Below are 16,810 nucleotides of genomic sequence, written 5' to 3'. Positions count from 1 at the left end.
GTATTTCTTTAGGACTTTTTCCTCTTTCTATAGGCCGAGAGGAGCAAAGAAGTCCTCCTTATTCACCGCTCCGCCCGCTTTAGAATACCGTAAAGCAGGGAGGGGGAGAAAAATGAAAGGCTGCCGTCCGATCATCATATGGTTTTTCACCGTTTTACTGACAGCCGGCATCTTCAGCGCTTCAGCATCCGCAAAATCATTAAACGAAACTCAGCCAGACAGGGAAATGAGGGCGGTATGGATTGCCTCAGTAACCAATATCGATTGGCCTTCTAAAAAAGGGCTGTCCCCAGATGAGCAAAAAAAGGAATTTCTGAAGTTGCTTGATGACGTGCAAGCGATGGGGATGAATGCCGTCGTTGTGCAAATTAAGCCCACCGCCGACGCATTTTATCCATCAGATTACGGGCCTTGGTCCGAATACTTGACAGGAACACAAGGGAAAAATCCCGGGTATGATCCGCTCGCTTTTTTAGTCGAAGAAACCCACAAACGCAATCTGGAATTCCACGCCTGGTTTAACCCTTACCGGATCACAATGAATCACACAAATTTGGATGCGCTTTCATCTGATCATCCGGCACGGGCTCACCCTGACTGGGTCGCTGCCTACGGAAAACAGCTGTATTATAATCCGGGACTTCCCGAAGTGAGACAGTTTATAGTCGATGGGATCAAAGAAGTAGTCAGCCGTTATGACATTGACGCCGTTCACATGGATGATTATTTTTATCCTTATAAGATCGCCGGACAGGAATTTCCCGATCGTGCCGCGTACGAGCAATACGGAAAAGCTCATTTTTCCAGCATTGATGATTGGCGGAGAGACAACGTCAACCGGCTCGTCAAGCAAATAAACCAAACCATAAAAAAAGAAAAATCATATGTCAAATTCGGGATCAGCCCTTTCGGCGTATGGAGAAACGCGGCTGATGACCCGACAGGCTCCAACACTTCCGCAGGTGTCCGAAATTACGATGACTTATACGCGGACACAAGAGAATGGATTCAAAAGGGGTATATCGACTACATTACACCGCAAATATACTGGAGCATCGGATTTAAGGCAGCGGCATACGACGTCCTGGCTGATTGGTGGAGCAGGGAAGTGAAGAATCGCCAAGTACATTTATATATCGGGCAGGCAACTTATAAAATCAATAACAATGCCGATCCAGCCTGGTCAGATGCTGAAGAATACGGAAGACAAATCCGATTGAACCGGCAATCTGAACTGATTAAAGGCAGCATGCACTTCAGCTTAAAAGATCTGAACCGCAATCCGCTCGAAGTGAAAAGCCGCTTGATCAGCGATTTTTACAGCCGTCCCGCGTTAATTCCCGAGATGCCCTGGCTCGGTCATTCTGCCTTAAAGCAGCCGGCGATCAAACGGGTGTCAAAAAGCGCTTCAGGACATACGATCTATATTGAAGACTCCAAATCAAATGGCAAAAAAACTGCGTATTACGCCATTTATCGTGTGGAAAAAGGGAAACCGCCTTATTTGGTGGAGACGGTAAGAAAAAAGGCTTCACGAAAGCAAACATTTTCTGATACTGACACACAGGCAGGGAACGCCTGCACCTATATCGTGACCTCCGTTGACAGGCTTCATCATGAAAGCAAGCCCTCGGCCAAACGATCCGTAAAATAGCTCCTTTCTCAAACTGACAGTCACGCGCTGTCAGTTTTTTATTTGACCAGACCGAATATTCAGACTTCATTTGGATGGAATGAATAAAGACCCCCATTAATAAAATGTAGAAAGCAGCAGAAGGAGGAAGGTCAATGAATTTTCAACTGACAAAAGAACAGCAGATGGTGCGAGAAATGGTCAGAGATTTCGCCAAAAAAGAAATTGCCCCGAAAGCACACGAGGTTGACCAATCAGCCGTCTTCCCGATTGATACATTTAAAAAAATGGGCGAGCTCGGGCTGCTCGGAATTCCGTTTCCGGAAGCTTACGGCGGATCGGGCGGCGACACCGTTTCTTATGCATTAGCCGTTGAAGAAATCGGAAAAGCCTGCGGCAGTACAGGGTTAAGCTATGCGGCAGCCGTGTCACTCGGCGCAAGCCCCTTATATTACTTCGGAACAGAACAGCAAAAACAAGAACACCTTCTCCCGCTTGCTTCCGGAAAGGCGCTTGGCTCATTCGGGCTGACAGAACCAAACGCCGGCTCAGATGCGGGGGGAACGCAGACAAAAGCAGAGCGGAAGGGCGATGAATATGTGATCGACGGAGAGAAATGCTGGATCACAAACGCTAATTACGCCCGCACGGTTATTGTCACAGCCGTCACCGGCAAAAACGAGGCAGGAAAAAATATCATCTCAGCCCTCATCGTCCCGACAGACACACCGGGATTTACAATTACTAATCCTTACGACAAGATGGGCGTCAGAGGATCGGATACCGCCGAGCTTTTGCTTGAAGATGTCCGGGTTCCCGCTGATTATCTGCTTGGCGATCCTTCAAAGGGCTTTAAACAATTCCTTTATACATTGGACGGCGGCCGGATTTCCATCGCGGCGCTTGCTGTCGGCATCGCTCAAGGAGCACTGGAGTCATCGCTGTCTTACGCGAAAGAACGCAGGCAGTTCGGCAGCTCAATCTCCTCTTTTCAAGCGATTCAATTTAAGCTTGCGGATATGGCAATGGAAATTGAGCTCGCCAGACAAATGGTATTAAAAGCGGCCTGGCTGAAAGATCAGGACCTCCAATTTACAAAAGAAGCGGCCTACGCCAAGCTGTTTGCATCAGAAATGGCTGTCAGAACATGCCTTCAGGCCATTCAAATTCACGGCGGATCAGGTTATATGAAAGAATACGGGGTAGAACGCATGCTTCGTGACGCGAAGCTGATGGAAATCGGCGAAGGAACTTCAGAAATTCAGAGAATGGTAATCGCAAGACAGCTGCTGAAATAAAATGAAAACGTTTACCGACAGTGAAAGGAGGCGGATCATATGGCTGACCTTATCCATTTGACAGCCGGCAGGCTATTAGAGCGGACTGCCGAACTGGTGCCCGATCATGACGCCGTTGTTTATCCCGATCGCGGTCTTCGTTATACGTATGCCGAGTTTAATCTGTTATGCCGCCAAACAGCAAAAGGCCTCATGAAGCTGGGGATTCAAAAAGGAGATCATGTGGCCATATGGGCATCCAATATACCGGAATGGCTGGCCGCGCAATTTGCCACGGCGAAAATCGGAGCCGTTCTGGTCACGATTAATACAAACTTTAAGATCGCTGAGCTGGATTATCTGCTTACCCATTCAGATGTTTCTGCTCTCATCATCATGGAGTCATACCGGCAGACATCTTATACCGATATTTTGAATAAACTGATTCCTGAGCTGAAGCATTCCGACCCCGGGCGGCTTCGCTCAAAGCGTTATCCGTTTTTACAAACGGTTTTATTCATCGGTGATAAAAGCCCGCCGGGAATGTATCAATGGGATTTATTGCTCGAGGACGCTAAATCCGTGACGGATGAAGAGCTTGACGGGAGAATGGACAGCCTGGAAAAAGATGATTGCATCCACATGCAGTATACATCAGGCACGACCGGATTTCCGAAAGGTGTCATGCTCTCACATTTTAATATCGTAAATAACGCAGCCAATATTGCAGAATGTATGAAACTTACGTCCAGTGACCGCTTATGTATCCCCGTGCCGTTTTTCCATTGCTTCGGATGCGTGCTCGGCGTACTGGCATGTGTGTCAGCAGGCGCGGCGATGATACCCATAGAACAGTTTTCACCCGAGACCGTACTGAAAACGGCAGAACAAGAAGCCTGTACGGCGCTGCACGGCGTTCCGACAATGTTTATCGCCCTGCTTCATAACAGCCGTTTTTCTCAATACGACCTTTCTCACATCAGAACGGGAATTATGGCCGGATCTGCATGCCCGGCGGAGGTCATGAAAGAAGTAATCGGCAAAATGGGCATGACAGACATTACGATTGCCTACGGACAAACGGAAGCGTCACCGGTCATTACGCAAACCAGAACGGATGATTCCTTCAAAAGAAGAGTAGAAACGGCTGGGCGCGCTTTGCCGCATATCGAGATCAAAATCGTGCGCCCCGGAACATCGGATGAAGTGCCTAGAGGCGAACAGGGAGAGCTATGCACCCGCGGATACCATGTCATGAAAGGCTACTACAAAAACGAAGGAGCAACAAAAGAAGCCATTGACACTGACGGCTGGCTCCATACCGGTGACTTGGCTGTCATGGACGAAGACGGATACTGCCGGATCACAGGGCGATTAAAAGATATGCTGATCAGGGGCGGAGAAAATATTTATCCGCGGGAGATTGAAGAATTACTTTACCGTCACCCCGCAGTAGCCGATGTCCAAGTCGTCGGAGTGCCTGATCCGAAATACGGAGAAGAAGCTGCTGCATGGATCAGGCTGAAAGAGGGACAAACCGCTTCAGAAGAGGACATTAAAGCATACTGCAAAGAAAAAATAGCCCGCTACAAAGTGCCCCGGTATGTCTTATTCACTGATGAGTATCCCATGACAGCGTCAGGGAAAATTCAGAAATTCAAGCTGAGAGAAAAAACGATGGAAGAGCTTAAGTTATGTTAACGATAAGGGAGGGCTTCACATTTGTTTAATAAAGTCCTGATTGCCAACAGAGGAGAAATCGCCTTAAGAATTATTCGCACATGCAAACGTCTCGGCATCCCCACGGTTTCTGTATATTCAGAAGCCGACGAAAATGCACTGCATACAAAAGCCGCAGATGAGGCTTATCCGATCGGAAAATCGAGAGTAAATGAAAGCTATTTACATATCGATAGAATCATAGAGGCCGCAAAAGAAGCAAGGGCAGACGCCATCCACCCAGGCTACGGCCTTCTGTCAGAAAACAGCCGTTTCGCTGAACGCTGCCAAAAAGAAAATATAACCTTCATCGGCCCCCCGGCCTCTATCATCACAAAGATGGGCAGCAAAATAGAAGCCAGAAAAACGATGGAACACGCGAAAGTCCCGATTGTGCCCGGCGTCTCTGAGCCCTTGCCTGATGTTCAATCAGCCTTGGCCGCAGCCCGTGCCATCGGTTTTCCGGTCATGCTGAAAGCTTCAGCCGGAGGAGGCGGAATCGGCATGCAGCTTGTGCATACAGAAGATGAGCTGGTAAAAGCCTTTGAAGGGAATCAAAAGCGTGCCGCGTCCTTCTTCGGAGACGGCTCGATGTATATGGAAAAAGTCATTGAAAACGCCCGTCATATCGAAATTCAAATCCTCGCAGACTCTTTGGGAAACACCGTGCATTTGTTTGAACGTGATTGCTCTGTTCAAAGACGCCACCAAAAAGTGATAGAAGAAGCACCTTCTCCTTTTGTCGACGGCGAATTGCGGCAAAGGCTCGGCGAAACCGCTGTAAAAGCCGCCAAATCGATCGGCTACCGCAATGCAGGTACGATTGAATTTCTCGTAGATCAAGAAAAACACATCTATTTCTTAGAGATGAATACAAGGCTCCAAGTCGAGCACCCGGTAACAGAGGAAATTACGGGATTTGATCTCGTAGAAGAGCAGCTGAAAATCGCGGCAGGGAAAGCATTGTCCTTCTCCCAACAGGACATTACCCACAGCGGGCATGCGATAGAAGTGCGGATTTATGCAGAGGACCCCGTCACCTTTTATCCGTCACCCGGAACCATCTCGTCCTTTTCCGTCTTACAGCACCCAGCAGTCAGACATGAATGCGCCGTCGCAAAAGGGAGCACCGTTTCCCCTTTTTACGACCCGATGATCGCTAAGATGATTGTCACGGGGGAAACGAGAAAACAAGCGATTGAACAACTGAAAACCGCTCTTCGCGAATATCATGTAGAAGGAATCAAAACCAATATTCCGCTGCTTAAGAAGATTGCCCATTCAGAAGCTTTTGAAAAGGGCGAAGCAACGACCGGTTTTTTAGAATCAGCGAAATAAGGAGGCTCACAAGATGAGTGTCATAAAGATTCAAATGGCGGGGAACCTTTGGAAAATCCATGTCAAAGCAGGCGATATCATTAAGGAAGGCCAGGAAGTCGCTATCCTGGAATCTATGAAAATGGAAATTCCGATTATTGCAGATACCGCGGGAACCGTAAAAGAAGTGAAAAAAAATGAAGGTGATTTTACGGATGAAGGAGAGGTATTGATAGAGCTTCAATAAACAAGGAGGTGCAGCATGAAATGTCCGAAGCATGTCCGCATCAATGAAGTAGGACCGCGTGATGGCTTGCAAAATGAATCGGCATGGGTGGAAACAGAGGATAAAATTACGTGGATCAACATGCTGTCACAGACAGGCCTGCCTTACATTGAAGTGACTTCCTTCGTGCACCCCAAATGGATTCCGGCTCTTCGGGACGGGCTGAAAGTCGCAAAGGGCATCACACGATCAGAAAACACGGTTTACGCGGCACTCGTCCCCAACCGGATCGGTCTGGAACGTGCGATAGAAGGCGGAATCAATCAGGCTTGTGTATTTTTATCAGCAAGTGAAACCCATAATCAAAAAAACGTAAACAAACCGATTGACCAAACCGTTCAGCAGCTGAAACAGGTCATTGCTGAGGCGAAAGAAGCAAATTTGGCAACAAGGGCTTATCTGTCTACGGTGTTTGGCTGCCCTTATGAACAGAACGTGCCGATCGAGCAAATCGTGCGCCTGTCAGAGACACTGCTCGAAATGGGAGTTGATGAACTATCGCTGGGTGACACAATCGGCGCGGCAAACCCTGTACAGGTCATAACCGTTCTTGAAACCCTTTTGCCAAGGTTTTCCGCCTCGCAAATCGCGCTGCATTTTCATGATACAAGAGGCACGGCACTCGCCAATATCATTCCCGCCCTAGATATGGGGATTACATCCTTTGATACCTCTTCAGGCGGTCTGGGCGGCTGTCCGTATGCCCCCGGATCAGCTGGAAATGCCGCCACAGAAGATGTCATTTATATGCTCGAACAAATGGGAATCGACACTGGAACGGATCTGAACAAACTTCTCACGGCCGCTGCATGGATAGAGAAAAAAATCGGAAAAAGCCTGCCAAGCAGAAATCTGCAAGCTTTTAAAACAAAATGAGAAAGGAGAAGCCATGGGAGATCACGTCCTATTTTCACCATATAAAGAAACAATCGGCCTGATCACGCTGAACCGCCCGCAAGCCGCAAATGCGCTGTCATCACAAATGATTGATGAATTACAAAGCACCATCCGCCATCTTAAAAACACACCATCTATCCGCTGCGTCATTCTTACAGGCATTGGAAACACATTTTGCGCGGGCGCTGATTTGAAAGAAAGAGCGGGAATGGATCACGAACAAGTTAAACAAAGCGTCGGACGCATCGGAGAAACCGCTTCTTCTATTGAATCCCTTCCGCAGCCGGTTATTGCGGCTTTAAACGGAACCGCGGTCGGAGGAGGTCTTGAACTGGCGCTCGCCTGTGATATCAGAGTGGCCACAAGCCATGCCCGTCTCGGTCTCCCGGAAACAGGGTTAGCGATTATTCCGGGAGCGGGAGGGACGCAGCGACTGCCTCGGCTCGTCGGGCCCGGTGCGGCAAAAGAACTGATTTACACCGGACGGCGCATCTCAGCACAAGAAGGAAAAGAGATCAAACTGATCGAGCATGTGTGTGATCCAGAAGAACTCATGGAACAAGCGAAAACATTAGCCAGCCGGATCGCCACAAACGGCCCCATTGCCGTCAGACAAGCAAAATCCGCTATAAATAAAGGCTTAGAGACCGATCTCAATACAGGACTCGACATTGAACGAAAAGCTTACGAAACGGTCATACCGACTCTTGACAGAGAAGAGGGCTTGCGCGCCTTTAAAGAAAAAAGACTCCCTGAATATAAAGGGAAATAAAACATGGAGGGAATCGGATGGATTACGAAAAAGAAAGACAGGAACGGAGCAAAACCATTGAAAAGGGAGGAGCGGAGAAGTATCATGCAAGCAACGAAAAGAAAGGGAAACTCTTTGTCAGAGACAGGCTGAAGCTTTTATTTGATGACGGCATAGCGTTTGAGGACGCTTTTTTTGCCGAATGCATGTCAGACGGGCTGCCGGCTGACGGAGTCGTTACCGGAATCGGGACCATCAATGGAAAAACGGTCTGTGTCATGGCAAACGATTCAACCGTAAAGGCCGGCTCCTGGGGCGCGAAAACAGTGGAAAAAATCATTCGCATTCAGGAGACGGCGGAAAAATTGCAATGCCCGCTTTTATACTTAGTCGATTCAGCAGGTGCGAGAATCACGGATCAAGTCGACATGTTTCCGGGACGAAGGGGAGCAGGGCGCATCTTTTACAATCAAGTAAAGCTGTCGGGACGCATTCCGCAAATCTGTTTATTGTTCGGCCCATCTGCGGCAGGCGGCGCATACATTCCGGCATTTTGCGACATCGTCATCATGGTGGAAGGCAATGCTTCCATGTACTTAGGTTCTCCGCGCATGGCTGAAATGGTAATCGGCGAAAAAGTATCACTTGAAGAAATGGGAGGGGCTCGCATGCATTGCTCCGTTTCAGGCTGCGGAGATATACTGGCCCGAACGGAACAGGAAGCAATTGAATTGGCGCAGACGTATCTCACTTACTTCCCGGCCAATTATACAGAAAAAGCTCCCGTAAGCGGCTCCAGACAGCCAAAAGTATTTGAAAAACCGCTCTCAGACGTGATTCCAACACATCAAAACGCGCCGTTCAACATGATGGACTTAATCGAACGGATCATCGATGAGGATTCCTTTTTTGAGATAAAAGCATTATTTGCGCAGGAATTAATTACGGGGCTCGCAAGAATTCACGGACAGCCGGTCGGCATCATCGCCAACCAGCCGCGTGTGAAAGGCGGGGTTTTATTTCTCGACTCCGCGGATAAAGCGGCTAAATTTATCGCCCTGTGCGACGCATTTCATATTCCGCTCCTCTTTTTAGCTGACATACCCGGTTTTATGATCGGAACGAAGGTTGAGCAGGCCGGCATTATCCGCCATGGCGCAAAAATGATTTCTGCAATGGCGGAAGCGACCGTGCCGAAGCTCTCAGTCATCGTCAGAAAAGCCTACGGGGCCGGTTTATACGCGATGGCGGGTCCTGCATTTGAACCGGATTGCTGCTTAGCGCTCCCGACGGCGCAAATTGCCGTAATGGGACCGGAAGCCGCGGTTAATGCGGTGTACGCAAACAAAATCAACGAACTTTCTCCTGAAGACCGGGCTGCCTTTATCCAAGAAAAACGTGACGAATACAAAGAAGACATCAACCTTTACCGCCTTGCCTCTGAAATGGTGATTGACGGCATCGTTCCCGCTGATTCACTGCGCGCGGAGCTCAATCAGCGGCTGACAGCCTACATGTCCAAACAAATGACATTCACCCGCCGGAAACATCCCGTTTATCCTGTATAAAATGCTGGAAATTCGTAAAAAAAGACTGCATAGAGTCCGGTCAAAAACCGTTCTTCTATGCAGTCTCGTTTTTTAGTGTCTGGCTTTCATTTTCTTGATGATAAAGTATACAACAATAAATACGAGAGCCAGTATAATGATCGGCGTTGTATACATTCCCGCATAATTGTCAACATCTTTCCACTGTCCGCCGAGCTGATACCCGAGATAAACAAAGATGATAGACCACGGAATAATCGCCAGCGTCGTCAATATGACAAATCTGGAAAACGGCATTTTCGCCAAACCTGCCGGGATGGAAATCGCGTGTCTCACGACGGGAATAAAACGTGCCGAAAACACCACTCCGGCGCCGTATCTTCGAAACCAGTTTTCAGCGACATCAATATGATGTTTTTTCAGCAGCAAATACTTGCCGTACTTGTCCAAAAACGGCCTGCCGCCGTAACGGGCGATCCAGTAAATAAAGCACTGCGCGATCGTACCTCCGATCACGCCGGCGATAATCGCGCCGATAAAAGTGATCGTGCCTTCTGATACCATGTAGCCTCCGTAAGCCAATACGATTTCACTCGGAATAATTTCAATCATCAATCCGATCGCAATCCCTAAATAGCCCATACTTGTCAGCCAGGATAATATTTCACTAATAAAATTGCCCACATTGTTCACAACCTCTTTATCTTTTTACCCAATTATATGACTGATTGACAAGCAAAATGGTTACAAATTATTTTTTATCTCATTATTTCTTTAGATTCTCTTTTTAAAACCTCTTCTAAATAAGATAAAAGTTTCGGTCTCATTTCACCCCGCATCAGTCCGATTTCCGTGCTCGCCATAAAGCAGCCGAGCTTATCGCCTATATCAAAACGGCTCCCTTCAAGCTCCCGTGCATAGATGCTGCGGCTGCGGCACACCTCCCGCAGCGCATCGGTTAATTGAATTTCGTTTCCCGCACCTCTTCCGATTGTTTTCAAAACTTGAAAAATGGAAGGGTTTAATACGTAGCGGCCCATTACCGCGATATGGGAAGGCGCCTCATCGGGAGACGGCTTTTCAACCAAATCCTCAACCTGATACACATGCTGCTTGTGATGCGGCGTCTGAATAATGCCGTACTTGCTGACGTCAGCAGGCTCAACAGGCTGGACGCCGACCACCTCAGTGCCGTATTGATCATATACGTCTATCAGCTGCAAAAGAGCGGGAGTATCAGACACCATGATATCATCACCTAAGAGAACGGCAAATGGTTCGTCGCCGATAAAATGCTCCGCGCACAGCACCGCATGACCCAAGCCGAGCGGCTCTTTTTGGCGGATATAATGAATATTGGCCAAGTTTGCGATCTGCTGCATTTCCTCAAGCATTTCCGTTTTGCCTTTTTCCTTCAGATTAAATTCAAGCTCCGCTGAGCGGTCGAAATGATCTTCAATCGAGCGCTTGTTTCTTCCTGTAATGATTAAGATATCCTCAATCCCTGATTGGACGGCCTCTTCTACGATATATTGGATAGCGGGTTTATCAACGATCGGAAGCATCTCCTTCGGCTGCGCCTTTGTCGCCGGTAAAAATCTCGTTCCTAATCCCGCTGCGGGAATAAGACAATCTCCTTCCCGTCAGCCTTATGCTCTACACGAAACGTCCATTTCCGGTTCCATACATAGCTGTTTGCGACACCCGCCGTATAGGAACAGACCTGCGCCAGCAGATAAGGGACATGAAAAGCGGCGAGAAGAAAGAAGACACCGAAATCAATCAAAGTATTGCCGACGCCGACCGTGCAAAAACGGCATAACGTCATTAGTTTTTCTTTCAGCATAATGGCATACGATTTTGCCCTCCCTTCATAACAAATTGCTGATAGTTGTCTTTATTGGTGATAGTGATTACTTTAGCGGACAGTGTTGAATAAACAATTACTAAAATATGAACAAAAAATGAAAAAGTTTGTTGACTTCAATTATCAGTTTTATGATGATTGCATACTGCATGCCGAAAAAAAGGCACGCTTATCGGGACATATTAAAAAATGATTTAATCAACCGGCAGGAAATAATGCCGTGGTTTGCCTGTTTGTATACCGCCCCTGAATCAAGAGGGAAAAGCTTCGGGCAACGCTGGATATTCTTCGATAAAGAGTATGATGCTAACGGACAGCCTGCGCACATCTATTCCATTTGAACACTATGATTTTATCTCAGCGAAAAGACAAAAGAGGCCTTTCATTCTCTTTTGTCTTTTTTTGATGCCAACCCGTCTGCACTGGGAAAATCAGAGTTTATGTTGACATATTTGGGAAGGCACACTAATATTCTATATAAAGTGTTAACTATTATTTGTTTTAGGTTAACATTTAGTTGTAAACAGAAGGGGGGACAAAAAGGATGCTGGGAGAAAAATATTACAGTGTCAGAATGAGAGCTTCCCAACATGGCTCTCATGAAAAGGGCGGAAAACATATATCCGGAGGAGAGCGGCTCATCACTTTCAGCGGCTTGAACCAAGCGGTCAACGACCTATTACATAAAGGCTTATCCCATTCAAGGGGAACACCGGATTTTATGCAGATTCAATTTGAAGGCATAAACGAACCGATCAGGTCGATTCACCCTTTGCCCGTTGAAACCAATGAAGTCGATACAGCAGAAAAAGGACAAGCGCTCGCGCGAGAACTTCTAAAAAAGGCAGACATTCCCGAAAATATGATTGATAAAGCGTTTCTGGACATTGCTGCATACTCAGAAGTGAGGGGCGCCGTCTTGTTTGATATCCGTTCAGGAAAACGAATTGATGACAGAAACGAAAAGGGTGTTCGGGTCTCCCGCATAGATTGGCCGGAACCCGATTTTCATCAATGGGCATCCGAACACGGAATGGCGGCAAATTCCCGAATAAAGGAGGCGCTTGCCATCGCGGCAAAGGTTTGTGAGCATCCAAATATTGCGGCCGAACTGTGCTGGTCAGATGACCCTGATTACATAACAGGCTACGTTTCTGGTAAAAAGATGGGCTATCAGCGGATCACAAAAATGAAAGACGCCGGAGACGAAAGCGGCTGCCGGATTTTTTTTGTTGATGGATTCATAGATACGGACAGCTGCATCAATTTTTTAGAAAAACAGCCAGTACTGATTCAGCGGGAGGAGAAAAGATGAGGCAATCGATTATTGAAAAAAGCAAAAAATATCTTTGGCTGCCTTTTACACAAATGAAAGATTACGATGAAAATCCACTAATCATCGAAAGCGGAAACGGAATCAAGTTGAAAGATATTAACGGCAAGGAATACTATGACGGATTTTCTTCGGTATGGCTCAATGTGCACGGACACCGCAAAAAAGAATTAGATGAGGCCATTAAAAAACAGCTTGAAAAAATCGCTCATTCGACGTTGCTGGGCATGACGAATGTCCCGGCGACAGAGCTTGCCGAAATGTTAATCAACATCACCCCAGATAAGCTGACACGTGTCTTTTATTCTGACAGCGGAGCGGAAGCAATGGAAATTGCTCTGAAAATGGCATTTCAATATTGGAAGAATAGAGGGAAACCGGAAAAGCAAAAATTCATCTCTATGAAAAACGGCTACCATGGCGATACGATCGGAGCTGTCAGTGTCGGTTCAATCGAACTCTTTCACCATGTATACGGACCGCTTATGTTTGAAAGCTTCAAGGCTCCGATCCCTTATGTTTATCGTTCGGAAAGCGGTGACCCGGAACAGTGCCGCGATGAATGCCTAGAAGCGCTCGAACAGCTGCTTACGGAGCATCACGGAGAAATAGCTGCGCTTACCATTGAATCGATGGTTCAAGGAGCATCCGGCATGATTGTCATGCCTGACGGATTTTTGTCAGGTGTGCGTCAGCTTTGTACAAAATACGATGTTTTAATGATTGTTGATGAAGTGGCGACGGGGTTTGGCCGTACCGGGAAAATGTTTGCCTGTGAGCATGAAAACGTTCAGCCTGACTTAATGGCGGCAGGAAAAGGAATTACAGGAGGCTATTTGCCGATTGCCGTCACATTTGCGACAGAAGCGATTTACGAAGCATTCTACGACGACTATGAAAAAGGAAAAACATTTTATCACGGCCATTCGTACACAGGAAATCAGCTCGGCTGTGCGGTAGCGATTGAAAATTTACGTTTATTTGAAGCTGAACGCATCGTTGAACAGGTTGCCGAAAAATCAAAAACGGCGGAATTGCTTCTTCATGACCTGACATCGCTTCCTCACGTCGGCGATGTCCGCCAGCTCGGTTTGATGGCCGGTATAGAGCTTGTTCAGACAAAAGAAACAAAACAGCCTTATCCTCCTGAGCAGCGGGTCGGATACCAAGTGTCTTTAAAAATGAGAGAGCTTGGCATGCTGACGAGACCGCTGGGAGACGTAGTAGCCTTTCTTCCACCGCTCGCCAGCACAACCGAAGAACTGAAAGCGATGGTATCCATCATGAAAGAAGCGATCCGTGAGGTTACAAGCCGTGAATTTTGACGGCTTGTTAACCAGAAGGCTGGACATGACGAAAGAAGCCGGGCTGTATCGGACTTTACGGACGAGGGACCCTGTACTTCAATCTCACATGATCTGGGCCTCAAATGATTATTTGGGGCTGGCAAATGATGAACGATTGATAACGGCCTCTAAAACGGCATTGGGCCAATTTGGAGCGGGAAGCAGCGGTTCGCGGTTAACGACGGGCAATACTGTCTGGCATGAGAAACTCGAACGGAAAATTGCAGACTTTAAACAGACGGAAGCGGCTCTGTTGTTTTCAAGCGGATATTTGGCGAATATCGGCGTACTTTCTTCATTGCCTGAAAAAGGAGACGTCATTTTAAGCGATCAATTCAATCATGCCAGTCTGATTGACGGATGCCGTTTGTCAAAAGCTGAAACGATCGTTTATCGCCACATTGATATGGGTGATCTGGAAGAAAAGCTTGCAGCTGTACAGGGTGATCAGCGGCGCTTTATTGTCACAGATGGCGTTTTCAGCATGGACGGTACGATTGCGCCTCTTGACCGGATCATTCCGCTTGCAAAAGAATATCAGGCTTTTGTAATTGTGGATGACGCACATGCAACAGGGGTTTTAGGCGAACACGGCAGAGGAACGAGTGAATATTTTGGCGTTTCCCCTGATGTTGTGATCGGCACTTTAAGTAAAGCCGTCGGAACAGAAGGCGGTTTTGCCGCAGGTTCGAAAGTATTAATCGATTTCTTGCTGAATCATGCCAGAACGTTTATCTTTCAGACAGCCGTCCAGCCGGCGGTTTGTGCCGCTGCATATACAGCCTTTGACATTATAGAAGGCCTTCAGGATACACGCCGCCATTTGCAGTCATCTGTAAAGATGATAAAAACACGCCTCAAAGATATGGGATTCAGCTTAAAGCGAGGAGATACTCCGATCATACCCGTCATAATCGGGGGTGCTCAAGAAGCTGTTTTATTTGCAAAAAGCCTGGAGGAAAAGGGAATTTATGCGCCGGCCATTCGTCCGCCGACTGTTCCGGAAGGAGAAAGCAGAATAAGGCTGACAGTCACCGCTGACCGCAGCGTAAGGGACATAGACGAATTGTTAGAGGCGTTTTATCTCACTGGAAAAGAGTTGAACATGATCAAATGAAGAGTTTTTTTGTTACAGGAACAGATACGGGAGTGGGAAAAACCGTTATATCTTGCGGCCTTGCCGCTTTATTCAAACAAAAGAGTGTCGATGTCGGGGTATTTAAACCGTTTTTAAGCGGAGTGCCGCGCAGCCATCCGAAAAGCGACACATCCTTGCTGAAACAAATGTCACAAACATGCCTCTCTCATGAGGACATTACTCCCTTTGAATGCAAAGAGCCGCTTGCTCCGCACGTTGCTTTAATGCTTGAAGGAAGGTCCGTCGGCATGGAAGAGGTCATCAATCATTGGAGGAATATAAAAGATAAGCATGATTGTTTCATAGTTGAGGGAGCAGGCGGAATCTCAGTTCCTCTGGGAGAGGATTACTTAGTCAGTCATCTCATAAAAGCTTTGGAATTGCCGGTTGTCATTGTAACAAGGCCTGATCTCGGGACGATTAATCATACGTATTTAACCGTTGAATATGCGAAAAAAATGGGGCTTCACATCATCGGCATCGTGATCAATGGAACAAGCGGCCGCCCGGGGCTAGATGAAGAGACCAACCCAAAGATGATTGAAACATTATGCGGTGTTCCGATTTTAGGAATAACACCAAAGCTGAAACACGTTACGGCTGAAAACATTCAAAACATGATAGAGGAGCATGTAGATGTGTCCTTATTCATGAATCCAATGAAAATGGGGCGAGAAAGATGAATCAATGGATGGATCTTGCAGAGAAAGTGTTAGATGGAGCGGAAGTAACAGACAATGAAGCGCTTGCTATTTTGGAATGTCCGGATGAAGATATCTTAATGCTGATGCATGCCGCTTTTCAAATCAGGAAACGTTACTACGGAAAAAAAGTAAAGCTCAACATGATTATGAATGCGAAATCCGGTCTGTGTCCTGAAAATTGCGGGTACTGTTCCCAATCCGCCATATCAAAAGCGCCGATCGAGTCTTATCGGATGGTTGATAAACATATATTGCTTAAAGGGGCAAAACGCGCTCATGATTTAAATATAGGAACATACTGTATCGTCGCCAGCGGCAGAGGCCCGTCAAATAGAGAAGTAGACCAAGTTGTTGAGGCTGTCAAAGAAATTAAAGAGACCTACGGTTTAAAAATTTGCGCATGTCTTGGGCTATTAAAGCCGGAGCAGGCGCAGCGCCTGAAACAGGCCGGGGTTGACCGTTACAATCATAACATCAATACATCCAAAAGAAATCATTCAAACATTACGACCTCACACACATATGACGACAGAGTCAACACAGTCCAAACGGCTAAAAAATCGGGTATGTCTCCGTGCTCAGGCGTCATCGTCGGCATGAAGGAGACGAAACAGGACGTCGTCGATATGGCGAGAAGTTTAAAAGTGCTTGATGCCGACTCCATTCCGATTAATTTTTTACATGCCATTGACGGCACTCCGTTAGAAGGGGTGAGTGAATTAAACCCGGTTTATTGTTTGAAAGTTTTGGCCATGTTCCGATTTATTCATCCGTCAAAGGAAATCCGTATCTCAGGCGGCCGGGAAGTCAACCTTGGTTCGCTCCAGCCGCTGGGGCTTTATGCCGCAAATTCGATTTTCGTCGGAGATTACTTAACAACGGCTGGTCAGAATGAAACAGAGGATCATAAGATGCTCCATGATTTAGGATTTGAGGTCGAATCAGTTGAAGAAATGAAAGCCAGTTTACAAGCTGCTTCCAATACGGAGGGATAA

15 protein-coding genes and 1 pseudogene are annotated in these 16,810 nt (G+C 47.1%); 13 read left to right on the top strand and 3 right to left on the bottom strand.

Features of this window, described 5'->3' with window-relative positions; all coding sequences use genetic code 11:
* Window positions 1-112 precede the first annotated feature (112 nt).
* From AXI59_RS17320 to AXI59_RS17285, 8 genes are all read left to right on the top strand, one after another.
* Complete coding sequence (locus AXI59_RS17320; RefSeq protein ID WP_061528832.1) at window positions 113-1,654, top strand: glycoside hydrolase family 10-like protein; 1,542 nt, start codon at window positions 113-115, stop codon at window positions 1,652-1,654.
* A 134-nt stretch (window positions 1,655-1,788) separates the two neighbouring features.
* Complete coding sequence (locus AXI59_RS17315) at window positions 1,789-2,931, top strand: acyl-CoA dehydrogenase family protein (RefSeq protein WP_061528831.1); 1,143 nt, start codon at window positions 1,789-1,791, stop codon at window positions 2,929-2,931.
* Between the two features lie 39 nt (window positions 2,932-2,970).
* Window positions 2,971-4,611 carry an AMP-binding protein gene (locus tag AXI59_RS17310; protein WP_061528830.1) on the top strand — a complete coding sequence of 547 codons (1,641 nt, stop codon included), beginning with the start codon at window positions 2,971-2,973 and terminating at the stop codon, window positions 4,609-4,611.
* 21 nt (window positions 4,612-4,632) lie between these two features.
* The gene (locus AXI59_RS17305) at window positions 4,633-5,967 is read left to right on the top strand and encodes an acetyl-CoA carboxylase biotin carboxylase subunit (RefSeq protein WP_061528829.1); all 1,335 of its coding nucleotides are present in this window, start codon (window positions 4,633-4,635) and stop codon (window positions 5,965-5,967) included.
* A gap of 13 nt (window positions 5,968-5,980) precedes the next feature.
* On the top strand, window positions 5,981-6,193 hold the full coding sequence (locus AXI59_RS17300) for an acetyl-CoA carboxylase biotin carboxyl carrier protein subunit (protein ID WP_061528828.1): 213 nt from the start codon (window positions 5,981-5,983) through the stop codon (window positions 6,191-6,193).
* 15 nt (window positions 6,194-6,208) lie between these two features.
* Window positions 6,209-7,108, top strand: coding sequence for a hydroxymethylglutaryl-CoA lyase (locus AXI59_RS17295; protein ID WP_061528827.1), 900 nt, complete (start codon window positions 6,209-6,211; stop codon window positions 7,106-7,108).
* Window positions 7,109-7,121: 13 nt separating this feature from the next.
* Entirely contained in the window at window positions 7,122-7,901 is a 780-nt protein-coding gene (locus AXI59_RS17290) for an enoyl-CoA hydratase (RefSeq protein ID WP_061528826.1), read from the top strand.
* Window positions 7,902-7,918: 17 nt separating this feature from the next.
* Window positions 7,919-9,448, top strand: a complete 1,530-nt coding sequence (locus tag AXI59_RS17285; RefSeq protein ID WP_061528825.1) for an acyl-CoA carboxylase subunit beta — start codon at window positions 7,919-7,921, stop codon at window positions 9,446-9,448.
* Between the two features lie 72 nt (window positions 9,449-9,520).
* Here AXI59_RS17285 and uptA read toward each other — a convergent pair whose 3' ends face one another.
* The 3 genes and pseudogenes from uptA to AXI59_RS17270 all read right to left on the bottom strand — a co-directional run.
* Window positions 9,521-10,111, bottom strand: a complete 591-nt coding sequence (uptA, locus tag AXI59_RS17280; protein ID WP_061521192.1) for an undecaprenyl phosphate transporter UptA — start codon at window positions 10,109-10,111, stop codon at window positions 9,521-9,523.
* Window positions 10,112-10,185: 74 nt separating this feature from the next.
* On the bottom strand, window positions 10,186-11,052 hold the full coding sequence (galU, locus tag AXI59_RS17275; RefSeq protein WP_061528824.1) for a UTP--glucose-1-phosphate uridylyltransferase GalU: 867 nt from the start codon (window positions 11,050-11,052) through the stop codon (window positions 10,186-10,188).
* A pseudogene (locus AXI59_RS17270) lies at window positions 11,049-11,273 on the bottom strand (GtrA family protein); the annotation flags it as partial. The pseudogene AXI59_RS17270 and the gene galU, both read right to left, overlap by 4 nt.
* 565 nt (window positions 11,274-11,838) lie before the next feature.
* On the opposite strand from AXI59_RS17270, the gene AXI59_RS17260 reads away from it, so the two are divergent.
* From AXI59_RS17260 to bioB, 5 genes are read left to right on the top strand one after another with little or no spacing between them, the layout of a single operon-like run.
* The gene (locus tag AXI59_RS17260) at window positions 11,839-12,609 is read left to right on the top strand and encodes a 6-carboxyhexanoate--CoA ligase (protein WP_061528823.1); all 771 of its coding nucleotides are present in this window, start codon (window positions 11,839-11,841) and stop codon (window positions 12,607-12,609) included.
* Window positions 12,606-13,952 carry an adenosylmethionine--8-amino-7-oxononanoate transaminase gene (gene bioA, locus AXI59_RS17255; RefSeq protein WP_061528822.1) on the top strand — a complete coding sequence of 449 codons (1,347 nt, stop codon included), beginning with the start codon at window positions 12,606-12,608 and terminating at the stop codon, window positions 13,950-13,952. The genes AXI59_RS17260 and bioA overlap by 4 nt, the downstream gene beginning before the upstream one ends.
* A complete protein-coding gene (gene bioF / locus AXI59_RS17250; protein ID WP_156476315.1) occupies window positions 13,942-15,090 on the top strand; it encodes an 8-amino-7-oxononanoate synthase in 1,149 nt (382 codons plus the stop codon). The genes bioA and bioF overlap by 11 nt, the downstream gene beginning before the upstream one ends.
* On the top strand, window positions 15,087-15,794 hold the full coding sequence (bioD, locus tag AXI59_RS17245) for a dethiobiotin synthase (protein WP_061528821.1): 708 nt from the start codon (window positions 15,087-15,089) through the stop codon (window positions 15,792-15,794). The genes bioF and bioD overlap by 4 nt, the downstream gene beginning before the upstream one ends.
* A complete protein-coding gene (gene bioB, locus AXI59_RS17240) occupies window positions 15,791-16,810 on the top strand; it encodes a biotin synthase BioB (protein ID WP_061521199.1) in 1,020 nt (339 codons plus the stop codon). Before bioD ends, bioB begins: the two co-directional genes overlap by 4 nt.

The sequence above is a fragment of the Bacillus nakamurai genome, assembly GCF_001584325.1.
GTDB lineage: Bacteria > Bacillota > Bacilli > Bacillales > Bacillaceae > Bacillus > Bacillus nakamurai.
Note: the sequence above shows the minus strand (reverse complement) of the source record. Positions and strands in the feature narration are given on the sequence as shown.

Bases quoted from the DNA above. Each gene is read 5' to 3' on its own strand.
- AXI59_RS17320 (WP_061528832.1), top strand. From the start codon at position 113: ATGAAAGGCTGCCGTCCGATCATCATATGGTTTTTCACCGTTTTACTG.
- AXI59_RS17260 (WP_061528823.1), top strand. From the start codon at position 11,839: ATGCTGGGAGAAAAATATTACAGTGTCAGAATGAGAGCTTCCCAACAT.
- AXI59_RS17300 (WP_061528828.1), top strand. From the start codon at position 5,981: ATGAGTGTCATAAAGATTCAAATGGCGGGGAACCTTTGGAAAATCCAT.
- bioB (WP_061521199.1), top strand. From the start codon at position 15,791: ATGAATCAATGGATGGATCTTGCAGAGAAAGTGTTAGATGGAGCGGAA.
- AXI59_RS17285 (WP_061528825.1), top strand. From the start codon at position 7,919: ATGGATTACGAAAAAGAAAGACAGGAACGGAGCAAAACCATTGAAAAG.
- AXI59_RS17310 (WP_061528830.1), top strand. From the start codon at position 2,971: ATGGCTGACCTTATCCATTTGACAGCCGGCAGGCTATTAGAGCGGACT.
- AXI59_RS17290 (WP_061528826.1), top strand. From the start codon at position 7,122: ATGGGAGATCACGTCCTATTTTCACCATATAAAGAAACAATCGGCCTG.
- AXI59_RS17315 (WP_061528831.1), top strand. From the start codon at position 1,789: ATGAATTTTCAACTGACAAAAGAACAGCAGATGGTGCGAGAAATGGTC.
- bioD (WP_061528821.1), top strand. From the start codon at position 15,087: ATGAAGAGTTTTTTTGTTACAGGAACAGATACGGGAGTGGGAAAAACC.
- bioA (WP_061528822.1), top strand. From the start codon at position 12,606: ATGAGGCAATCGATTATTGAAAAAAGCAAAAAATATCTTTGGCTGCCT.
- AXI59_RS17295 (WP_061528827.1), top strand. From the start codon at position 6,209: ATGAAATGTCCGAAGCATGTCCGCATCAATGAAGTAGGACCGCGTGAT.